The 21359-nt window shown below is 58.7% G+C and carries 17 protein-coding genes; 11 read left to right on the plus strand and 6 right to left on the minus strand.

All coding sequences use genetic code 11. The annotated features are described in order from the left end of the window. Positions 1 to 44 precede the first annotated feature (44 nt). The 3 genes from FHW68_RS22255 to FHW68_RS22265 form a co-directional block, all read right to left on the minus strand. Positions 45 to 1169, minus strand: coding sequence for an ABC transporter ATP-binding protein (locus FHW68_RS22255; protein WP_095630824.1), 1125 nt, complete (start codon positions 1167 to 1169; stop codon positions 45 to 47). Positions 1170 to 1496: 327 nt separating this feature from the next. Further along, positions 1497 to 2138 carry a response regulator transcription factor gene (locus FHW68_RS22260; RefSeq protein WP_177409305.1) on the minus strand — a complete coding sequence of 214 codons (642 nt, stop codon included), beginning with the start codon at positions 2136 to 2138 and terminating at the stop codon, positions 1497 to 1499. A gap of 143 nt (positions 2139 to 2281) precedes the next feature. Next, the gene (locus FHW68_RS22265; protein WP_095630825.1) at positions 2282 to 4678 is read right to left on the minus strand and encodes a PAS domain S-box protein; all 2397 of its coding nucleotides are present in this window, start codon (positions 4676 to 4678) and stop codon (positions 2282 to 2284) included. A 73-nt stretch (positions 4679 to 4751) separates the two neighbouring features. Here FHW68_RS22265 and FHW68_RS22270 point away from each other — a divergent pair, with 73 nt between their 5' ends. Then, positions 4752 to 5744 carry an alpha/beta hydrolase family protein gene (locus FHW68_RS22270; RefSeq protein WP_183683137.1) on the plus strand — a complete coding sequence of 331 codons (993 nt, stop codon included), beginning with the start codon at positions 4752 to 4754 and terminating at the stop codon, positions 5742 to 5744. Positions 5745 to 5882: 138 nt separating this feature from the next. On the opposite strand, the gene FHW68_RS22275 is transcribed toward FHW68_RS22270, so the two are convergent. From FHW68_RS22275 to FHW68_RS22285, 3 genes are read right to left on the minus strand one after another with little or no spacing between them, the layout of a single operon-like run. Then, positions 5883 to 6650: a TerB family tellurite resistance protein gene (locus FHW68_RS22275; protein WP_095630827.1), complete on the minus strand. Its 768-nt coding sequence runs from the start codon at positions 6648 to 6650 to the stop codon at positions 5883 to 5885. Position 6651: 1 nt separating this feature from the next. Next, positions 6652 to 7323, minus strand: a complete 672-nt coding sequence (gene murU / locus FHW68_RS22280; protein WP_183683139.1) for an N-acetylmuramate alpha-1-phosphate uridylyltransferase MurU — start codon at positions 7321 to 7323, stop codon at positions 6652 to 6654. Beyond that, positions 7320 to 8339, minus strand: a complete 1020-nt coding sequence (locus FHW68_RS22285; RefSeq protein ID WP_183683142.1) for an aminoglycoside phosphotransferase family protein — start codon at positions 8337 to 8339, stop codon at positions 7320 to 7322. Before FHW68_RS22285 ends, murU begins: the two co-directional genes overlap by 4 nt. 130 nt (positions 8340 to 8469) lie before the next feature. Here FHW68_RS22285 and FHW68_RS22290 point away from each other — a divergent pair, with 130 nt between their 5' ends. The 10 genes from FHW68_RS22290 (at position 8470) to FHW68_RS22335 (ending at position 21296) form a co-directional block, all read left to right on the plus strand. Beyond that, positions 8470 to 11268 (plus strand): LPS-assembly protein LptD, encoded by a 2799-nt coding sequence (locus FHW68_RS22290; protein WP_095630830.1) that lies wholly within the window; start codon positions 8470 to 8472, stop codon positions 11266 to 11268. Further along, positions 11249 to 12565 (plus strand): peptidylprolyl isomerase SurA, encoded by a 1317-nt coding sequence (gene surA, locus FHW68_RS22295; RefSeq protein WP_095630831.1) that lies wholly within the window; start codon positions 11249 to 11251, stop codon positions 12563 to 12565. Before FHW68_RS22290 ends, surA begins: the two co-directional genes overlap by 20 nt. Continuing rightward, positions 12562 to 13551 carry a 4-hydroxythreonine-4-phosphate dehydrogenase PdxA gene (gene pdxA / locus FHW68_RS22300; protein WP_095630832.1) on the plus strand — a complete coding sequence of 330 codons (990 nt, stop codon included), beginning with the start codon at positions 12562 to 12564 and terminating at the stop codon, positions 13549 to 13551. Before surA ends, pdxA begins: the two co-directional genes overlap by 4 nt. After that, positions 13548 to 14366, plus strand: a complete 819-nt coding sequence (gene rsmA / locus FHW68_RS22305) for a 16S rRNA (adenine(1518)-N(6)/adenine(1519)-N(6))-dimethyltransferase RsmA (protein WP_095630833.1) — start codon at positions 13548 to 13550, stop codon at positions 14364 to 14366. Before pdxA ends, rsmA begins: the two co-directional genes overlap by 4 nt. A 115-nt stretch (positions 14367 to 14481) precedes the next feature. Next, positions 14482 to 14862: a Co2+/Mg2+ efflux protein ApaG gene (apaG, locus tag FHW68_RS22310; RefSeq protein WP_183683144.1), complete on the plus strand. Its 381-nt coding sequence runs from the start codon at positions 14482 to 14484 to the stop codon at positions 14860 to 14862. After that, positions 14862 to 15743: a symmetrical bis(5'-nucleosyl)-tetraphosphatase gene (locus tag FHW68_RS22315; protein WP_183683146.1), complete on the plus strand. Its 882-nt coding sequence runs from the start codon at positions 14862 to 14864 to the stop codon at positions 15741 to 15743. The genes apaG and FHW68_RS22315 overlap by 1 nt, the downstream gene beginning before the upstream one ends. 33 nt (positions 15744 to 15776) lie before the next feature. Continuing rightward, complete coding sequence (gene glpE / locus FHW68_RS22320) at positions 15777 to 16106, plus strand: thiosulfate sulfurtransferase GlpE (protein ID WP_183683148.1); 330 nt, start codon at positions 15777 to 15779, stop codon at positions 16104 to 16106. A 297-nt stretch (positions 16107 to 16403) separates the two neighbouring features. Continuing rightward, positions 16404 to 18326, plus strand: coding sequence for a PrkA family serine protein kinase (locus FHW68_RS22325; RefSeq protein WP_007904259.1), 1923 nt, complete (start codon positions 16404 to 16406; stop codon positions 18324 to 18326). Between the two features lie 139 nt (positions 18327 to 18465). Next, a complete protein-coding gene (locus FHW68_RS22330) occupies positions 18466 to 19737 on the plus strand; it encodes a YeaH/YhbH family protein (RefSeq protein ID WP_095630836.1) in 1272 nt (423 codons plus the stop codon). Further along, positions 19734 to 21296 carry a SpoVR family protein gene (locus tag FHW68_RS22335; protein WP_095630837.1) on the plus strand — a complete coding sequence of 521 codons (1563 nt, stop codon included), beginning with the start codon at positions 19734 to 19736 and terminating at the stop codon, positions 21294 to 21296. Before FHW68_RS22330 ends, FHW68_RS22335 begins: the two co-directional genes overlap by 4 nt. Positions 21297 to 21359 lie beyond the last annotated feature (63 nt).

Below are 21359 nucleotides of genomic sequence, written 5' to 3' on the forward strand. Positions count from 1 at the left end.
GTTCTCTCCACGTGCAGGTTGGTGTTGTTGAAGCAGGGGGGCGATCAATGCGCCTCTAGAAGTGGGTCGAGCGCGCGAACGTGTTCGACCTGCCAGCCAAGCGGTACCACATCGCCGACAGCGAGCGCGGGATCGAGCTCGGCAATCGGTTGTTTCACGAAGAAGTCGGTCTTGCCGCAGACTTCCAGGCGAACCCGGACGTGGTCGCCCAGATAGATGAATTCCGCCACCCGCCCTGAGAAGCGGTTGACGCAGGATTCGCTCGAACCATTGAGACTCACGCGTTCGGGGCGAATCGACAACGTGACAGGTTCGCCAGTCTTGCCGACATTGACCGCCAGGGCTTCAACCTTTTCACCGCGACCGAGTTCGACGACGCAGCGGTCACCGGTGTGGCTGTGCAACCGACCATTGAGACGGTTGTTCTCGCCGATGAAGTTGGCGACGAAGGTGTTTTTCGGTTCTTCGTAGAGGGAGCGCGGTGGTGCGATCTGCTGGATCTCGCCCTGGTGGAACACCGCCACACGGTCGGACATGGTGAGGGCTTCGCCCTGGTCGTGGGTCACATAGACCACGGTCACACCGAGGCGCTGGTGCAGGTGCTTGATTTCCATCTGCATGTGTTCGCGCAGTTGTTTGTCGAGTGCGCCGAGCGGTTCATCCATCAGCACCAGTTGCGGCTCGAACACCAACGCACGGGCCAAGGCCACACGCTGTTGCTGGCCGCCGGACAGTTGCGCCGGATAACGCTGAGCGAAGGTGTCGAGCTGAACCATGCTCAAAACACGTTTGACTCGGTCACTGACGTCATTCTTGTTCAAGCCGCGCACGGTCAGCGGGAACGCCAGGTTCTCGGCGACCGTCATGTGCGGAAACAACGCGTAGTTCTGGAACACCATGCCGATGTCGCGTTTATGCGGCGGCACGTTGTTGATGGAACGCCCGGCCAGCTGAATTTCGCCGGCGGTCGGCGTTTCGAAACCGGCGAGCATCATCAGACTGGTGGTCTTGCCGGAGCCGGACGGCCCGAGCAAGGTGAGGAATTCGCCTTTGCGAATATCCAGGTTGAGGTCTTTGACGATCAGGTTCTCGCCGTCGTAGCTCTTTTGCACTCCACGAAAGCTGACCAGAATATTGCTGGCCCCTGCGCTTGAATCAACCTGGCTCATACCCACACCTTTGTTATTGATGACTGCTGTGGATTAAGCCTAGTGGACGCTGGGAGCGGCGCAAATCGGGGCGCAGGAGAGATTCGCCTCAGACGTATGGAAGTTTGGGGGTAGGGATTGCCCTACAAGGATGGCGGGGATGGATAGGAGCAGCGGCAAGCTTGAAGCTGCAAGCCGCAAGAATGGGTAAAAGCGGCTTTGTGTGCATGTCGTAAATGGACATGCCACAACAATCCCGCAGGAGCGAGGCTTGCCCGCGAAGGCGCCCTCACTGACGCTAAAAGCTTCGCGGGCAAGCCTCGCTCCTACAGGGGACCGCGCTCAGAATCAGAGGAGCTTGTGCTCCATTGCGTACTTCACCAGCTCGGCCAGGGAGGTGATGTTGAGTTTTTGCATCAACCGCGCTTTATGGGTGCTGATGGTTTTGCTGCTCAAAGCCAGTTGCTGGGCGATGTCGTTGACGTTGGCACCTTGGGCCAGGCGTTCGAACACCGAGAATTCACGCTCCGACAACAATGAGTGCAATGGCCGCGAATCCGTCAGGCCGACTTCGAAGACCATCCGGTCAGCCAGCTCCGGGTCGATGTATCGCCCGCCCGCCGCGACTTTGCGGATTGCCGTCAGCAGCAAGGCCGGATCGCTGTCCTTGGTCGCATAACCTGCAGCCCCAACCTTCAATGCCCGGGCGGCCATTTGTGCTTCGTCGTGCATCGACAACACCAGGATCGCCGGGGGATTGTTCAGTGCGCGAATCCGCGGGATCGCTTCCAGGCCGTTGACCCCAGGCATGGAGATATCCAGCAACACCACTTCGCAGGGAACATGGCGCAAGGTCTCGAGCAACTGTTCACCATTGCTCGCCTCTCCTACTACCAGCAAATCCTTGGCCAGGCCGATCAATTGCTTGATGCCTTCACGAACGATGGTGTGGTCTTCGGCTACCAGTACACGGATCACGTTCTTCTCCATTCTTCTTATGTCAGAGCCAAGATCTATCGCGGGCAAGCCCGCTCCCACAGTGATTTGGGGGTGTCAAAGATCTGTGCACTTACACAAACCCCTGTGGGAGCTGGCTTGCCCGCGAAGGCGCCAGCTCAAACAATACAAAATCATCAGGCTTCATCCAGCGGCACTCTTACCGTCAGGGTCGTACCCTCCCCCGGCTCACTCTCAAGCGATAACTGCCCGCCCATGATCAACACCCGCTCACGCATGCCGACCACACCGAAGGACGTCGGCCTGCCAGTGGCGGCGACAAATCCTACGCCATCATCGCTGACAGTCAGGCAGAGTTCATCGCCCTCAAGGGCCAGCGTCAGTTCAACAGTATGCGCCTGAGCGTGGCGCATGACATTGGTCAGGGCTTCCTGAAGGATCCGGAACAGCCCAATGGCTTTGGCATCGCTGAGCACCGGCAAGTTATCCGGCACTTGCACCAGACACGGGATTTGCGTGCGCGCCTCGAACCGCCGCGCCTGCCACTCGATGGCCGAGGCGATCCCGGCGTCAAGAATCGGCGGTCGTAGCGCCGTGGCCACATCGCGCACCAATTGAAACAGCTGAGCGATCAGCCGCTTCATGCTGTTCAAGCGCTCGTGCAGCCCCGGATCGAGCTGGGCATAGGCCAATTCGCACATGGACGTTTCCAGCTTCAACACGGTCAGCATCTGACCCAATTCATCGTGAACTTCCCGGGCGATGCGGGCCTTTTCCTCTTCCCGAACGCTCTCCAGGTGGGCGGACAACTCGCGCAATTGCTCGCGGGAGCTGGCCAGTTCCAATTCGATGCGCTTGCTCTCGGTGATGTCCCAGACGATCCCGTCCCAGACATAGGCGCCATCTTCAAGTCGGCGGGTAATGGCCTTGATCTCGGCCCAGCGCTGTTCGCCCTGACGGGTCAGAATCCGGCCCTGCCACGACCAGTCACTGTCGGTGTCCAGCGCGTGATCCTGGGTCTGGTGATAACTGGCCCTGTCGTCCGGATGCACCAGGCTGCGCAGGCCTTTGTCGCGATGGGCCAGTGTCGCGGGCGAGTAACCCACCAGGCTCTCGCTGCCTTCACTGATGTAGGCAAAATCGATCTGCCCGGTCACCGGCGCGCGCTCCAGGCGAAAGACCAGGCCGGGGACGTTGGCGGCGATCCCTTGCAGGCGCGCTTCGCTTTCCTGCAACGCGGCCAGGGCGCGACGACGCTCGGTGACGTCATTGAGGTAAACCACCAGGTATTCGCCATCGCGAAAACGCAAGAAGCTCAATGAAACATCCGCCGGCAGAATACTGCCGTCCGCTCGCACGCATTGGGTCTCGAAACTTTGCGGCGCTTCGTCACTGGCCCGGGCGCGTTTCCACAGGCTCAGCCAGCGGTCCATGTGCAAGCCGGGTTCGAAATCGATCAAGGGCCGATCAATGATCCCGCCCACCGGGTAGCCGAGCATGGTTTCGGCCGCCCGGTTGGCATAGCGCACATGGCTGTCCCAGTTAACCCAAAGGATGCCGACGGTGCTCTGATCGATGGAAAACTGCGTGAGGCGCAAGGCCTCTTCGCTGGCCTCGCGCAGGGCAATGTCTTCGCGCGCCGCCAGCAATCGTTGCTCCAGACTGTGTTGTTGACGGCGCTGCCAGAACACAATGGCCATGCTGCTCAACAGCAACACCACCAAGAGCAGGCAGAGGTTTTGCCAGAAACCCGGCGACTCGGACAGCCGCGGATACTTGGGTTGCACCCATTGATTGTGCAGTTGCTCCAGATCCTTGGCCGGGATCGCCCGCAGCGCGATTTCGACGATGCCGGCCAACTCCGGCCAGTCCCGGCGCGTGGCCACCCGCAGCAACTGCGGGAAACCGATATCGCCCACCACCGCCAAGCCGGAGAACTCGGGCTCGGCAGACAGTCGTCCGAACTGCGCTTCATCGACTACCGCGTAACCGGCCTGCTGACTCAACAACAGTTGCAGCGCCTGGCGCTCCAGTGGCACGCCCTGCAAGTTCAGATGGGGATAATTGCTGCGCAGATAATCGGCGGTGACGCTGGGCATGCGCACGGCAACGCGGGTCTGGCTGTCGAGTTTTTCCAGTTCTACCGCCCCGGTGCTTTTCTGGTCGCTGACCACCAGTTGCGACACCCGCATGTATGGGTCGGAAAATTGCCAGAGCCGCAAACCCACGGGGGTTTGCGTCAGTCCTGGCGCGATATCGATGTCGCCTTCACGGGCGGCGGCTTCCAGTTGCGCAAGATCGGGATAATTACGCCAGCTCAGTTCGAGCTTGAGCGCCTTGGCCAGCCACTTCATCAACTCGATGTTAACCCCGGACAGGCGCTGCAGACGGCGATCGTATTGGGCATAGGGCGTTTGCAACACCACGCCGACCCGCAACTCGCGATGCTGCGCCAGCCATTGCTGTTGCGCTGGCGACAGTTGCACGACATGCGCCGGTGGCGCGGGCGCCGCCCAGCCCATCAAGGGAAACCACAAACAGCCGATAACCCACAGGCAGCGAAAATGCATCATCGAAGTCTCACACACTGACAAATACTGACCAACCCATTAGGCTGCCGGAATCACTTCTGGCCTGGAATATCCGATGCCCCCTGTCTACCGCCTGGCACTGCCAGCATTGTGCCTGTCGTTGATCCTGCCTTGCGCGTTTTCCGTCGAAGCGGCTGACCCGGCACCTGCCACCGCGGAGAAACCCGCAGAAGAAAAACCGGTTGAACGCCAGCCGCTGCTTGAGCGTAGTCAGGAAGAAGCGGCAGCACTTGAGCGAAAAATCCCTGCACAGGAACAGCAACAGCTGCAAGCCGGCACCGACAGCTTTCTCGCCTTGTGGAAACCGGCCAATACCGCCGACCCCAAAGGCGCGGTGATTATCATCCCGGGCGCCGGCGAAACCGTTGACTGGCCGCAAGTGATCAGCCCATTGCGCCATAAATTGCCGGACGCCGAGTGGAGCAGCCTGAGTATCACCTTGCCCGATTTGCAAAGCGACACCATTGCGCCTCGTATCGTCGAAGTGGCACCAGTGCCCAAAACCCCTGATGCCGGCAGCAAAGACGCGACGACTGCGGCGCCCATCGAACAGGCGGCCGGCGGCGAAGTGGAGGTGGCCGACAAGGCCATCGTCGAAACCACCGAAGAACACGCCAAAGCCGACGCGCAGCGAATTTTCGCCCGTATCGATGCAGCCATCGCCTACGCCGAACAGCAAAGCGCTCGCAGTATCGTCGTGCTGGGCCATGGTACCGGCGCCTACTGGGCCGCGCGTTATCTGAGCGAGAAGCAGCCATCGCAAGTCGAAAAATTCGTGATGATTGCCGCCCAGACGCCTGTTACAGCAAAACCGGGGCTGGCTGAGCTCACACCCACGTTGAAGCTGCCTACCGCAGACATCTTTTATAGGGACAAGCCGGTGGATCGTAACGCGGCGCTGGAACGTTTGCAGGCCAGCAAACGCTTGAAAACCTCGGGGTTCAGCCAGGTGTCACTCAAGGCTTTGCCGGGGAATGCCAAGGCCGAGCAAGAGCAATTGGCGCGGCGGGTGCGCGGTTGGTTGAATCCGCAGCCGGTGGCGGACTGATAGACCGAGTCGCCCTCATCGCGGGCAAGCCTCGCTCCCACAGGATTTGAGTCGTACGCAATTTTTGCTATCGACATAAATCCTGTGGGAGCGAGGCTTGCCCGCGATGGCGGCATCACTAGCGACACAAACCTTTGGCTAACGAAAATCCCGCCGTTCACGAATCAACGTATAAGCGGTATGCAATTCACGGGTCTTGTCCGTCGCCTCACGAACCTGCAACGCCGTCGCACCGCTGCCGGCAATCTTGTCCGGATGATGCCGACTGAGCAGGCGTCGATAGGCGCGCTTGATTTGTGCCGGCTCACTGGTGGCAGACACGCCCAACAGCCGCAGGGCATCCTGATACGTGATCGAGCCAGTGACCAACGGTCGCTTCTGCGGCTCGTAATCGCTGGCCAGTGCCTGCACTTGATGCGATGTCCAGCCGAGCCATTTGCCCCACTGGGCAATCAGCTCGCGCTCATTGCTACCGGCGCGACCATCCGCCCAGACCATCCGCCAACAGGCACGCAACACCCCTTCGGCCGCATGGGGTTGAGCACTCAGGCGTCGCAGATAACCGCGCAACCGGTCGTGTCCCGATTTACCGCGATTGAATGCCGCAATCGCCCGACGTTGCGCCGACTCGGTCATCTCCAGCGAGCGCATTTCCTGCCGCGCCTGCTGGATGTGGCCATCCACAACCCGTCCATCGCTCTTGGCCAATCGGCCCAGCAACACGAACAGCAGTTCATCGTTGCGCAGTACCGAGCGACCACCGAATTTTTCCCATAAATGCGCCCAGCTTTGCAGGTGCAGACGACGGTCCAGCGCCTGTCCCAATAAAGCGCCGAGCATGGCCCCCGGAATGCTGGCTATGGCAAAGCCCGCTCCGGCTCCAATCAGAGTCCCTGGCCACAACATGTCAGCGTCTCGCTTCTATCAGAGCTTCTACTTCTGCCAGGCGCTCGTGGGTGCCGACATCCACCCAATGCCCATTCAGGCGTTCGCCGGTCACTTGCCCGTCAGCCATGGCTTTGCGCAGCAGTGGCGCAAGTTTGAAGGCACCGGCCGAGCACCCGCCAAACAGCTGCGGATGCAGCACGGCGATGCCGCTGTAGGTCAAGGTTGATGTATCCGGTCGACCGTCCTGCACATGGCCATCGATTAAAGTGAAATCTCCATTTGGGTGATGCGCCGGGTTGTCCGCCAATACCAAATGAGCGAGCCCGGCGATGGGCTGATGCAACACGCTGAAATCGTAATCGGTCCAGATGTCACCATTGACCACCACAAAGGCCTCGTCACCCAACAATGGCAAAGCACGAAAAATACCGCCACCGGTCTCCAGTGGCTCGCCTTCCGCCGAATACTGAATGCTCACGCCGTACCGCGAACCATCGCCCAGATAATCTTCGATCTGCTGACCGAGCCAGGCATGGTTGATCACGATCTCCCTGAACCCGGCTGTCGCCAATGCGCGCAGGTGATATTCGATCAGGGGCGCTCCGCCGACGCGAACCAGCGGTTTTGGCGTGGTCAGGGTCAGTGGACGCATGCGCTCGCCTTTACCCGCCGCCAGAATCATTGCCTTCATGCCGTCGCTCCAGCACGCAGACTGGCCAGCAATTCACCCAGCTCCGCCAGCTCAGGGCGACGGGCGATGACCGTGTCTATATAAGCAAAGAAGCGCGGCACGTCACCGAGGTAACGCGGCTTGCCGTCGCGATGGCAGATGCGGGCAAAAATACCGATGACTTTCAAGTGCCGTTGCACACCCATCAGGTCGCTGGCGCGCAGGAAATCTTCAAAGTCTGGCTGCACCGGGATGTCGAGCGCGCCTGCTTGCTGCCAGTAATCTTCCAGCCAGCCGCGCACGCGCTCTTCAGGCCAGCTGAGGAAGGCATCCTTGAACAGGCAGGTCACGTCGTAGGTCACCGGGCCATAAACCGCGTCCTGGAAATCCAGCACACCGGGATTTGGCTCGCTGAGCATCAGGTTGCGCGGCATGAAGTCGCGATGCACCAGGACTTTGGGCTGGGCCAGAGCGCTGTCGATCAGCAAGTCGCTGACCTGCTGCCAAAGTGTTTGCTGCGCCGAGTCAAACTCAATGCCCAGCTCGCGCTTCACGTACCACTCAGGGAACAGTTCCAACTCACGACGCAGCAGCGCCACGTCATAACTTGGCAGCGGTGCCACCATCGGCAACTGCTGGAAAGCCAGCAGTGCTTGCAGGGCATCCTTGAACAAATCGTCGGCGTTTTCGCTGTCGATCACGTCCAGGTAAGTCTTGTTGCCCAGGTCATTGAGCAAAAGAAAACCCCGCTCGAGGTCTTCGGCATAAATTTTCGGCACGTTTATTCCGGATTTCGCCAGCAGAAAAGCGATATCCACGAAGGGTTTGCAGTTTTCCTGGGGCGGTGGCGCGTCCATCACGACAAAACTTCTGCCTGCGCCTTCCCAGCGGAAATAGCGCCGAAAACTCGCGTCGCTACTGGCCGCAGTCAACGTGGCCGGGGGCACAACGCCCCAACTTTGTTCTGCATAGAGGATAGCCAACTGTTCATCGAGCCAAACTTTCAGGTGTTGCAAGCGTACATCTTGGTCAGGCATTGCAAGGGTCTCCGACGGCGCTAGCCGTCAAGCGGGTCATGCTTTATTATCCAGCATCTTTTTCAGACCATCGAGAGGCGTGCGGCCCACACCGCGGGCAGATGGCACGCAGGAAGCCCGGACTAATAAGATGGCATTGAAATCCCCCGCGTTTCGTAAAAAATTTCCGTTGTTGGTTACCGGCAGTCTGCTGGCCCTGCAACCTCTAGCCACTTCGTTCGTGGTCGCTGCGCAACAGTATGACTGCTCAGTCTCTGCTTCGGGCGCCTGGGATTGTGCGCCAAAGGCACCGGCCGCTGCATTGCCGCCACGCCCAGTCCATGACGGCAGCACAGTTTCCGCCACTGGCGAAGCTGCGGCAGATACCGGCTCCAGCGCAGACACCGGCGCCAAACCAGTCCTGGTGACCGAGTCCAAGGGCCGTGGCCTGAAGTCGCGTAGTGAAGACTACAGTCACCTCGACTGGGTTCCACGCGAGAAGCTCACCGCAGCGCAATTGGCCGAAACCGGTCCTTACTGCGCTGGTTCCTATATCGAACCGATTCGTCCTGGCATGAATGACCAGACGGATAAAAGTGACGCGCCAACCTTTATCGGCGCCAAGGCTTCCCGCTATAAGCAGGAAGAGCAGATTGCTACCCTGGCCGGTGACGTGGTCATGCGTCAGGGCAGCATGCAGGCCGAAGCCGACGAAGCGAACCTGTACCAGGCCGAAAGCCGTGGCGAACTGAACGGCAACGTGCGCATTCGCGACAACGGCGCACTGATCGTGGGCGACCACGCCGACGTGCAGCTCGACACCGGCGAAGCCAAGGTCGACAACGCCGAATACGTGATGCACAAATCGCGTATCCGTGGCAACGCGCTGTACGCCAAGCGTGCCGAGAACGCGATCATCCGTCTCAAGGATGGTACGTACACCACGTGCGAACCGGACAGCAATGCCTGGCAGCTCAAGGGCAACAACATCACCTTGAACCCGGCGACCGGTTTCGGTACCGCGACCAACGTGACGCTGCGGGTCAAGGACATTCCGGTTCTGTACACGCCGTACATCTACTTCCCGATCGACGACCGTCGTCAGTCCGGCTTCCTGCCGCCGACGGTGGGCACCGGCAGCGATACCGGCTTCCTGCTCGTTACCCCGTATTACTTCAACCTGGCACCGAACTACGACGCCACGTTGTACCCGCGTTACATGAGCAAGCGTGGCCTGTTGATGGAAGGCGAATTCCGCTACCTGACCAAGTCCAGCGAAGGTCAGTTCGGCGCCGCGTACCTCAACGACGAGAATGACGATCGCAAGCTGCAGACCGACTACGAAGAAACCCGCTACATGTACAACTGGCAGCACAAGGGTGGCCTGGACTCGCGCGTAATGACTCAGGTCGATTACACCAAGATCAGCGATCCGTATTACTTCCAGGACCTGCAGACTGATCAGATCGGTGTGAAAAGTGCCGACTTCGTGAATCAGCAGGGTTCTGTCACCTATCGTGGCGACAGTTATACCGCTCGCTTGAATGCCCAGGCTTATCAGCTGGCAACCGTTTCGAACATCACGCCGTATGATCGTTTGCCGCAGATCACCTTCAATGGCCAGCTGCCGTATCATCCGCAAGGTCTGGATTTCGATTACGAGACTGAAATCGTCCGGTTCGACCGTGATTTGAAAAATGGCAACTTCGTTAACGAAGATGGCACCGTCGAACCGCGTCTTGATAACAACGTGACCGGCCTGGCTCGCGCCACCGGCGACCGTTTGAATCTCAAGCCAGGTGTCAGCCTGCCGTTGAACTGGACCTATGGGTTCCTGAAGCCATCGCTCAAGTATCAGTACACCCAGTACCAACTGGATCTGGACGGCAAAGGTAAAAGCGACATCGCGCTGCAGGATGCAGAGGCGGACCGTGTCAATGGTACGTTCAGCAGCAATCAAAACCGTGGCGTACCCATTGCCAGTATCGACAGCGGCCTGTATTTCGATCGCAATACCCAATGGTTCGGCAAAAACTATCGCCAGACCCTGGAACCTCGCCTGTTTTACCTCTATGTACCCGAGGAAGACCAGGAAGACATTCCGGTATTCGACACAGGCGAATACACCTTCAACTACGCCTCGCTGTTCCGCGACAACCGCTTCTCCGGCTCCGACCGTGTCGGCGACGAGAACAAACTGTCGCTGGGCGTGACCAACCGCTGGATTGAAGACAACGGCTTCGAACGTCAACGCATCAGCGTCGGCCAGGCCTTCTACTTCAAGGACCGCGAAGTACAGTTGCCAGGTATCGATGCGAAAACCCGCGACGACGCAAAATCCAGTGTTTCGCCTTATGCGCTGGAATACGAATACCGCTGGAACCGCGATTGGCGCACCACCGCCGATTACAACTGGGACCCGGACAGCCGCAGCCCTCGCTCGGGCAGCGCGATGTTCCACTACCAGCCTGAAGACAACCCGAACAAGGTCATCAACGCCGGTTATCGCTATCGCAATGACCAGGTTCGTTATGACCAGAACACCGGCAAATGGTCGGTGGGCGGCGGTGACTACGGCACTCCGGGCACTCCCGGCTACGTGAAGGACTACTACAAGATCGAGCAGCACGACTTCTCGGTGATCTGGCCGATCGTGCCGCAGTGGAACGCTATCAGCCGCTGGCAGTATGACTACAACCGCAACCGTACTCTGGAAGCCTTCGGTGGTTTCGAATACGACAACTGCTGCTGGAAATTGCGCCTGATCAACCGTTACTGGGTCAGCTATGACGAGTTCAGTCAGAACGCCCCGGAAAACGAAAAAGGCGACCACGGCGTCTTCCTCCAAATTGTTCTGAAGGGACTCGGCGGCCTCACCGGCGCCAAGGTAGAGAGCTTCCTCGACAAAGGCATCCAAGGTTATCGTGAACGTGAAGACCAAGCTTTCTGATTGTCTGCGCCCGCTGCTGCTGGGCGCGCTGTTCCTGGGTACTGCGGCCAACGCCGCGGTACAGTCCATCGATAAAGTGGTGGCCATCGTCGACAACGACGTGGTCATGCAGAGCCAACTGGACCAGCGTGTTCGTGAAGTTCAGCAAACCATCGCCAAGCGCGGTGCCGCCGTACCACCTGCGGGCGTACTGGATCAGCAGGTGCTCGAGCGCCTGATCGTCGAAAACCTGCAATTGCAGATCGGCGAGCGTTCCGGCATTCGCATTACCGATGAAGAACTGAACCAGGCAGTCGGCACCATTGCCCAGCGCAACAACATGTCGATCGATCAGTTCCGCGCCGCCTTGTCTCGCGACGGCCTGTCTTATGACGACGCTCGTGACCAGATCCGCCGCGAAATGATCATCAGCCGTGTGCGTCAGCGCCGGGTGGCCGAGCGTATCCAGGTGTCCGAGCAGGAAGTGAAGAACTTCCTGGCGTCCGACCTGGGCAAGATGCAACTGTCCGAAGAGTTCCGTCTGGCCAACATCCTGATTCCTACCCCGGAAAGCGCCAACTCCGACGCGATTCAGAATGCAGCCAAACAAGCCGACGCGGTGTACCAGCAGCTCAAGCAAGGCGCTGATTTCGGTCAGTTGGCGATCGCCAGATCCGCCAGCGAAACCGCGCTGGAAGGCGGCGACATGGGCTGGCGTAAAGCCGCCCAACTGCCACCTCCGTTCGATCGCCTGCTGAGCACCATGTCTGTTGGCGACATCACCCAGCCTATGCGTACACCGGGCGGCTTCATCATTTTGAAGATCCTCGACAAGCGTGGCGGCGAGACCCAGGTGCGTGACGAAGTGCACGTGCGTCACATCCTGGTCAAACCAAGCCCGATCCGCGACGAAGCAAAAACCAAGGCTCTGGCTGATTCGCTCTATTCCCGTATCGAAGCAGGCGAAGATTTCGGCGAGCTGGCGAAAAGTTTCTCGGAAGATCCGGGTTCCGCCCTCAATGGTGGCGACCTGAACTGGATCGACCCGAATGCACTGGTACCGGAATTCCGCGAAGTGATGGCCAAGACACCACAAGGTCAGCTGTCCAAGCCATTCCAGACTCAATATGGCTGGCACGTTCTGGAAGTCCTTGGTCGCCGCGCTACCGACAGCACCACCCAGGCCCGTGAACAACAAGCGATGACCGTACTGCGTAACCGCAAATACGACGAAGAGCTGCAAACCTGGCTGCGTCAGATCCGTGACGAAGCGTATGTAGAAATCAAGCTCCCTGGCGCAGACCAGGCAACGCAGTGAAACCCAAGCGTTTCGCGTTGACCCCCGGCGAACCGGCCGGCATAGGTCCCGACCTGTGCCTGCTGCTCGCCTCGCAAGCTCAGCCACATCCCCTGATTGCCATTACCAGCCGCGACCTGCTCATCGAGCGGGCCGCGCAGCTGGGCGTGGTTGTTGATCTGCTGCCGGTAACACCCGACAGCTGGCCGGACGTTCCCGCACCCGCCAACAGCCTGTATGTGTGGGATACGCCACTTAGCGCCAAGGTCACCGCCGGGCACCTGGACAAGGCCAATGCGGCTTTCGTCCTGGAAACCCTCACGCGTGCTGGCCAGGGCTGCCTCGACGGGCATTTCGCCGGCATGATCACCGCCCCTGTGCATAAGGGTGTGATCAATGAATCCGGGATCGCCTTTTCCGGGCACACGGAATTTCTCGCAGACCTGACTCATACCGCGCAAGTGGTGATGATGCTCGCCACCCGCGGTTTGCGCGTGGCATTGGTCACCACTCACCTGCCCCTTCGCGAGATTGCCGATGCAATCACACCGGAGCGACTGGAGCGGGTCACGCGGATTCTGCACGCCGACCTGCAAGAAAAATTCGGCATCGCCCAGCCGCGCATCCTGGTTTGCGGACTCAACCCGCACGCCGGTGAAGGCGGTCATCTGGGCCATGAAGAAATCGACATCATCGAACCTACATTAGAGCGCCTGCGCGGCGAGGGCATGGACCTTCGCGGCCCCCTGCCCGCCGACACTCTGTTTACCCCAAAATATCTGGAGCACTGCGACGCAGTGCTGGCGATGTACCACGACCAGGGCCTGCCCGTGCTGAAATACAAAGGCTTCGGCGCGGCAGTCAACGTGACCCTCGGGTTGCCGATCATCCGCACTTCGGTCGACCACGGCACCGCCCTGGATCTGGCCGGCAGCGGCAAAATCGATACCGGCAGCCTGCAAGTCGCCCTGGAAACCGCCTACCAGATGGCCGAGACCCGTTTATGACCGAGCATTACCAACACCGGGCGCGCAAGCGCTTCGGCCAGAACTTCCTGCACGATGCCGGCGTCATCGACCGCATCCTGCGTTCCATTCACGCCAAACCTGAAGACCGTCTGCTGGAAATCGGTCCGGGCCAGGGCGCATTGACCCAAGGCCTGCTCAACAGCGGCGCCCAACTGGACGTGGTGGAGCTGGACAAGGACCTGATCCCGATCCTCAACCAGCAGTTCGCCAGCAAGAGCAACTTCCACCTGCATCAGGGCGACGCACTGAAGTTCGACTTCAACAGCCTGGACGCCGCGCCGAACAGCCTGCGAGTGGTCGGCAACCTGCCGTACAACATCTCTACCCCGCTGATTTTTCATCTGCTGCACAACGCAAGCCTGATTCGTGACATGCACTTCATGCTGCAAAAAGAAGTGGTCGAGCGTCTGGCGGCGGGACCTGGCGGCGGTGACTGGGGTCGCCTGTCGATCATGGTTCAGTACCATTGCCGGGTCGAGCATCTGTTCAACGTCGGCCCGGGGGCATTCAATCCGCCGCCGAAAGTCGACTCGGCCATCGTGCGCCTGGTGCCTCACGCGGTACTTCCGCATCCAGCCAAAGATCACAAACTGCTGGAGCGCATCGTGCGCGAAGCCTTCAACCAGCGCCGTAAAACCCTGCGCAACACGCTGAAATTGTTGCTGAGCAACGCTGAAATCGAAGCCGCCGGCGTCGATGGCAGCCTACGTCCCGAGCAGCTCGATCTGGCGGCCTTCGTTCGCCTGGCCGACAAGCTCAGCGAACAAGCCCTGCACAAGCCTGCCACCGACTGACAGGCGATGAGCGCTATCGGGTAGGACGCCACTCTGGTTTACTACCCGATACTTGGCCTAGACTGAGTTCTATCAGCTATGCCCCGCGTCCCGCTTCGTTTCTAAGGCCTTTTGCATGTCCGATCCTCGTTATCAGGTCGACGTCAGCGTCGTCACCCGCTATCTGGCAGAACAATCGCAACCCGAGCAAAATCGCTTTGCCTTCGCCTACACCATCACCGTACAGAACAATGGCCTGGTGCCCGCCAAACTGCTTTCACGGCATTGGGTGATCACCGACGGTGACGGGCATGTCGAGGAGGTTCGTGGTGCAGGCGTCGTCGGCCAGCAGCCGTTGATCGACGTGGGCAAAAGCCACACCTACAGCAGCGGCACCGTCATGACCTCCAAGGTCGGCACGATGCAGGGCACGTATGAGATGGTCGCCGCGGACGGTAAATATTTCGACGCCGTCATCGCTCCGTTTCGCCTGGCCGTACCCGGAGCCTTGCACTGATGGCAACGTATGCCGTCGGCGATTTGCAAGGCTGCCTTGAGCCACTGCAATGCCTGCTCAAGCAAGTCGCTTTCGACCCGGCAAAGGATCGCTTGTGGCTGGTGGGCGACCTCATCAACCGTGGCCCACAGTCGCTGGAGACCTTGCGCTTCCTTTATAGCATCCGCGAATCGCTGATCTGTGTACTCGGCAACCATGACCTGCATTTGCTGGCGGTCGGGCAAAACATCGAACGCCTGAAGAAGGCCGACACGCTGCGCGAGATTCTTGAAGCACCCGATTGCGGGGAGCTGCTGGAGTGGGTTCGCCAACAAAAGCTCATGCATTACGACGAGCAGCGCGATATCGCCCTGGTCCATGCCGGCATTCCGCCTCAATGGTCGCTGCGCAAAGCCTTGAAGTGCGCCGCCGAAGTCGAAGACGCCCTGCACGATGACAGTCGCTTCGCGCCTTACCTTGACGGCATGTACGGCAATGAACCGGTGAAATGGGACAACGACCTCAAAGGCGCGGCCCGCCTGAGGGTCATCACCAATTATTTCACCCGGATGCGTTTTTGCACCAGCGACGGCAAACTCGACCTCAAGGGCAAGGAAGGCATCGACACCGCACCGCCGGGTTATGCGCCATGGTTTGCCCACAAGGAGCGCAAGACCAAAGGCCTGAAGATCATCTTTGGCCATTGGGCGGCGCTCGAAGGCCAATGCAATGAGCCAGGCCTGTTTGCGCTCGACACCGGTTGCGTCTGGGGTGGCGCCATGACCCTGATGAACGTCGACACCGGCGAGCGCCTGCAATGTAAATGTGACGCCCGGGGCAATACCCGGCCGCCGGTCGCCGCCTCTATCCCCGAACAAACGTCAGCCAACGCCCCGCGCTAGACTGCGCATTCAGCCGAGCCACAGGAGCCCGCCATGAGCGAATTCAAACGTATCCCCCCAGAACAGGCCCAAGTCTTGCGCGAACAAGGCGCGGTGGTGGTCGATGTCCGTGACCCGGCAACGTTTGCCGCACTGCACATCGCCGGATCCAAGCATCTGGATAATCATTCCCTGCATGCGTTCATTCAAGGCGCCGACCTGGACGCGCCGACGGTAGTGGTCTGCTATCACGGTAATTCCAGCCAGGGCGCGGCGGCCTATCTGATCAGCCAGGGCTTCTCCGACGTCTACAGCATGGATGGCGGTTTCGAACTGTGGCGTACGACTTATCCTTCGGAAACGGCGCAAGGCACTTCCGAATAATTTTTTTCAATGCGCGCAAGCCCCGGTCCCCGCGGGCTAGCGCGGTGACAGACGAACGGTCTGCCACAACTTATTACGCATCTTGCATTTCCCTTCCAAATTCCCAACTATCCTTAAGCGCAGGCCATCCAAAACAGGGGAGAGCCGGTACACCGGCGCACGGGTCATCGGGAGTAGCTTTCGGAGTTGTCATCTCCGGGAGAGTTCTGGGGGGTAAACAGCAACTGCCTGTTCGGTTGCTGCCAGCATCGACTGAGTGATCCGGCGTCGGCTCCACGTATCGAGCGAGGTGACGTCATGAGTATCTTTAGCCACTTCCAACAACGCTTCGAGTCCACGCGCCAGGAAGAACTCTCGCTGCAAGAGTATCTGGAACTGTGCAAAAAGGACCGCAGCGCCTACGTTTCCGCCGCCGAGCGTCTCTTGCTGGCTATCGGAGAACCGGAGCTGCTCGACACCTCGACCAACTCGAGACTGTCGCGAATCTTTTCCAACAAGGTGATCCGCCGCTATCCGGCCTTTGAAGACTTCCACGGGATGGAAGAATGCATCGACCAGATCGTGTCGTATTTCCGCCATGCGGCCCAGGGTCTGGAAGAGAAGAAACAGATCCTCTACCTGCTCGGCCCTGTCGGTGGCGGTAAGTCGTCCCTGGCCGAAAAACTCAAACAATTGATCGAGAAAGTGCCCTTCTATGCCATTAAGGGCTCGCCGGTTTTCGAGTCGCCCCTGGGTCTGTTCAACGCCACTGAAGATGGCGCGATCCTCGAGGAAGACTTCGGCATTCCCCGGCGCTATCTCAATACCATCATGTCGCCATGGGCTACCAAGCGCCTGGCCGAATTCGGCGGCGACATCAGCCAGTTCCGCGTGGTGAAACTCTATCCATCGATCCTCAACCAGATCGCGGTAGCGAAAACCGAACCGGGCGATGAAAACAACCAGGACATCTCGGCGCTGGTGGGTAAGGTCGATATTCGCAAACTGGAAGAGTTCCCGCAGAACGACGCCGATGCCTATAGCTATTCGGGGGCGCTGTGCCGGGCCAACCAGGGCTTGATGGAATTCGTCGAAATGTTCAAGGCACCGATCAAGGTGCTGCACCCATTGCTGACAGCCACCCAGGAAGGCAACTACAACAGTACCGAAGGTTTGGGGGCGATTCCGTTTACCGGGATCCTGCTGGCCCACTCCAACGAATCGGAATGGCACACCTTCCGCAACAACAAGAACAACGAAGCATTCATCGACCGGATCTATATCGTCAAAGTACCGTACTGCCTGCGCGTCAGCGACGAGGTGAAGATCTACGACAAACTTCTGTTCAACAGCTCATTGGCCAAGGCCCATTGCGCGCCCGATACCCTGAAAATGCTCGCGCAGTTCACCGTGCTCTCGCGCCTCAAGGAGCCGGAAAACTCCAACATCTATTCCAAGATGCGTGTGTATGACGGCGAAAACCTCAAGGACACCGATCCGAAGGCCAAGTCGATCCAGGAATACCGCGACGCAGCGGGTGTCGACGAAGGCATGAACGGTCTGTCGACCCGCTTCGCCTTCAAGATTCTGTCGAAGGTCTTCAACTTCGATCCGCATGAAATCGCCGCCAACCCGGTACATCTGCTTTACGTACTGGAACAGCAGATCGAACAGGAACAGTTCCAGGCAGAGACCCGCGAACGCTATCTGCGCTTCCTGAAGGAGTATCTGGCACCGCGTTATATCGAATTCATCGGCAAGGAGATCCAGACTGCCTATCTCGAGTCTTACAGCGAGTACGGCCAGAACATCTTCGATCGCTACGTGCTGTACGCCGACTTCTGGATTCAGGATCAGGAGTACCGCGATCCGGAAACCGGCGAGATCCTCAACCGGGTAGCCTTGAACGAAGAACTGGAGAAAATCGAAAAACCGGCCGGCATCAGCAATCCGAAGGATTTCCGCAACGAAATCGTCAACTTCGTACTGCGCGCGCGAGCCAACAACAACGGCAAGAACCCAACCTGGCTCAGCTACGAAAAACTGCGGGTGGTCATCGAGAAGAAAATGTTCTCCAACACCGAAGACTTGCTGCCGGTCATCAGCTTCAACGCCAAGGCCAGCAAAGAGGACCAGCAGAAGCACAACGACTTCGTCACACGGATGGTCGAGCGGGGCTACACCGACAAACAGGTACGACTGCTGTCCGAGTGGTACTTGCGGGTCAGGAAATCGCAGTGAGGCAGCTGCAAGCGGCAGGCTACAAGCCTCAAGCACACCGTATGGGCGCTTGAGGCCCTGTTTCGTGGCTCTGCTTGCTTTGAAAGCTTCGAGCTTGCAGCTTGAAGCTTGTTACTGGTAGCTGCCCGGAGGGCTCCCTATGAGCTATGTGATCGACCGACGTCTCAATGGCAAGAACAAGAGCACGGTAAACCGTCAGCGGTTTCTGCGGCGCTACCGTGATCACATCAAAAAGGCTGTCGAAGAGGCGGTCAGCCGGCGTTCCATCACCGATATGGAGCACGGCGAGCAGATCAGCATTCCCGGTCGCGACATCGACGAGCCGGTGCTTCACCATGGTCGTGGCGGCAAGCAAACCATCGTGCACCCCGGCAACAAGGAATTCACCAGCGGTGAGCACATTGCCCGCCCGCCAGGAGGAGGCGGCGGCAGAGGCCCTGGCAAGGCCGGTAACACCGGCGAAGGGATGGACGAGTTCGTCTTCCAGATTACCCAGGAGGAATTCCTCGAATTCATGTTCGAGGACCTTGAACTGCCTAACCTGGTAAAACGCCACCTGACCGGTACCGACACCTTCAAGACCGTACGCGCCGGTATCAGCAACGAAGGCAACCCGTCACGGATCAACATTATCCGTACGCTGCGTTCGGCCCATGCCCGGCGCATTGCCTTGTCCGGCAGCAGCAGGGCGAAGCTGCGCGAAGCCAAAGAGGAACTGCTGCGGCTGAAACGGGAAGAACCGGACAACTTCGGCGATATCCAGGACCTCGAAGCAGAAATCGAGAAACTCAGTGCGCGCATTCACCGAGTGCCATTTCTCGACACCTTCGACCTCAAGTACAACCTGCTGATCAAGCAGCCGAACCCTAGCTCCAAAGCAGTAATGTTTTGCTTGATGGACGTATCCGGCTCCATGACCCAGGCGACCAAGGACATCGCCAAACGCTTCTTCATCCTGCTGTACCTGTTCCTCAAGCGGAACTACGACAAAATCGACGTTGTATTCATTCGCCACCACACCAGCGCCCGCGAAGTGGATGAGGAGGAGTTTTTCTATTCTCGGGAAACCGGCGGCACGATCGTCTCCAGCGCCTTGAAACTGATGCAAGAGATCATGGCCGAGCGTTATCCGAGCAACGAATGGAATATCTATGCCGCCCAAGCGTCAGACGGCGACAACTGGAACGACGATTCGCCGATCTGCCGCGACATCCTGATCAATCAGATCATGCCGTACGTGCAGTACTACACTTATGTTGAGATTACCCCGCGCGAACATCAGGCCCTGTGGTTCGAATACGAACGCATCGCCGAAGCCTTCTCTGACACTTTTGCCCAGCAGCAACTGGTCTCGGCCGGGGATATCTATCCGGTCTTTCGTGAACTCTTCCAGCGCAGGTTAGTGACATGACCGCCAAAGAGCAGAAGCGCCAACCCATTTCCACCGGCTCCGAATGGACATTCGAGCTGATCCAGGCCTACGACCGCGAAATCAGTCGTCTCGCGGCCCGCTACGCGCTGGATACGTATCCCAACCAGATTGAAGTGATCACCGCCGAGCAGATGATGGACGCTTATGCCTCTGTCGGCATGCCCTTGGGTTATCACCATTGGTCCTATGGCAAACATTTCCTCAGCACCGAAAAATCCTACAGTCGCGGCCAGATGGGGCTGGCCTACGAGATTGTGATCAATTCGGACCCCTGCATCGCCTATCTGATGGAAGAAAACACCATTTGCATGCAGGCTCTGGTGGTAGCTCACGCGTGCTATGGCCATAACAGTTTCTTCAAAGGCAACTACCTGTTCCGCACCTGGACCGACGCCAGCTCGATCATCGATTACCTGGTGTTCGCCAAGCAGTACATCATGCAGTGCGAAGAACGCCATGGCATCGACGCGGTAGAAGACTTGCTCGATTCCTGCCATGCCCTGATGAACTACGGAGTCGACCGGTACAAACGTCCTTATCCGATTTCCGCCGAGGAAGAACGCCGTCGGCAGAAGGATCGGGAAGAGCATCTGCAAAAGCAGATCAATGATTTGTGGCGGACCATTCCAAAAGGCGCGGACAAGTACAGCGACAAGGACAATGCACGCTTCCCCGCCGAACCTCAGGAAAACATCCTGTATTTCATCGAAAAACACGCGCCGTTGCTGGAGCCCTGGCAGCGCGAGATCGTGCGGATCGTACGCAAGATTGCCCAGTATTTTTATCCACAGCGCCAGACCCAGGTGATGAACGAAGGCTGGGCAACGTTCTGGCATTACACTTTGATGAACGACTTGTATGACGAAGGCCTGGTCACTGACGGTTTCATGATGGAGTTTCTGACCTCCCATACCAGCGTGGTGTTTCAGCCCGGTTTCGACAGCCCCTATTACAGCGGAATCAACCCCTACACCTTGGGTTTTGCCATGTATCGCGATATCCGCCGGATATGCGAACACCCCACCGAAGAGGACTATCGCTGGTTCCCGGAAATCGCCGGTACCGACTGGCTGTCCAGTATCAAATTCGCCATGAGCAGTTTCAAGGACGAGAGTTTCATTCTGCAGTACCTCTCGCCCAAGGTGATCCGCGACCTAAAACTGTTCAGCATCCTCGATGACGATCAGAAAGACGATCTGCTGGTTCCGGCGATACACGACGAAGAAGGCTATAGAACCATTCGCGAAACCCTGGCGGCGCAATACAACCTGGGCAATCGCGAACCCAACATACAGATCTACAGCATCGACCGGCGTGGCGACCGCTCTCTGACCTTGCGTCACCAGCAACACGACCGCAAACCGCTGGGCGATTCCACCGACGAAGTACTCAAGCACCTGCACCGCCTCTGGGGCTTCGACATTCACCTGGAAACCTTGCAAGGGGATCAGGTAATGAAAACCCACCATATTCCGCCCAGAAGTGAACACGGCGAGGGGGATTATGGCCGGCTGGACCTGGCAGTCATTCATCTTTGATCTGCTTTTCTGCCTCCGCAAGTTCGACGCAAAGGTTATTCTGTCGGGCTAACGGAGGCTCTC

This window comes from Pseudomonas sp. Tn43, assembly GCF_014192635.1.
Classification (GTDB): Bacteria; Pseudomonadota; Gammaproteobacteria; order Pseudomonadales; family Pseudomonadaceae; genus Aquipseudomonas.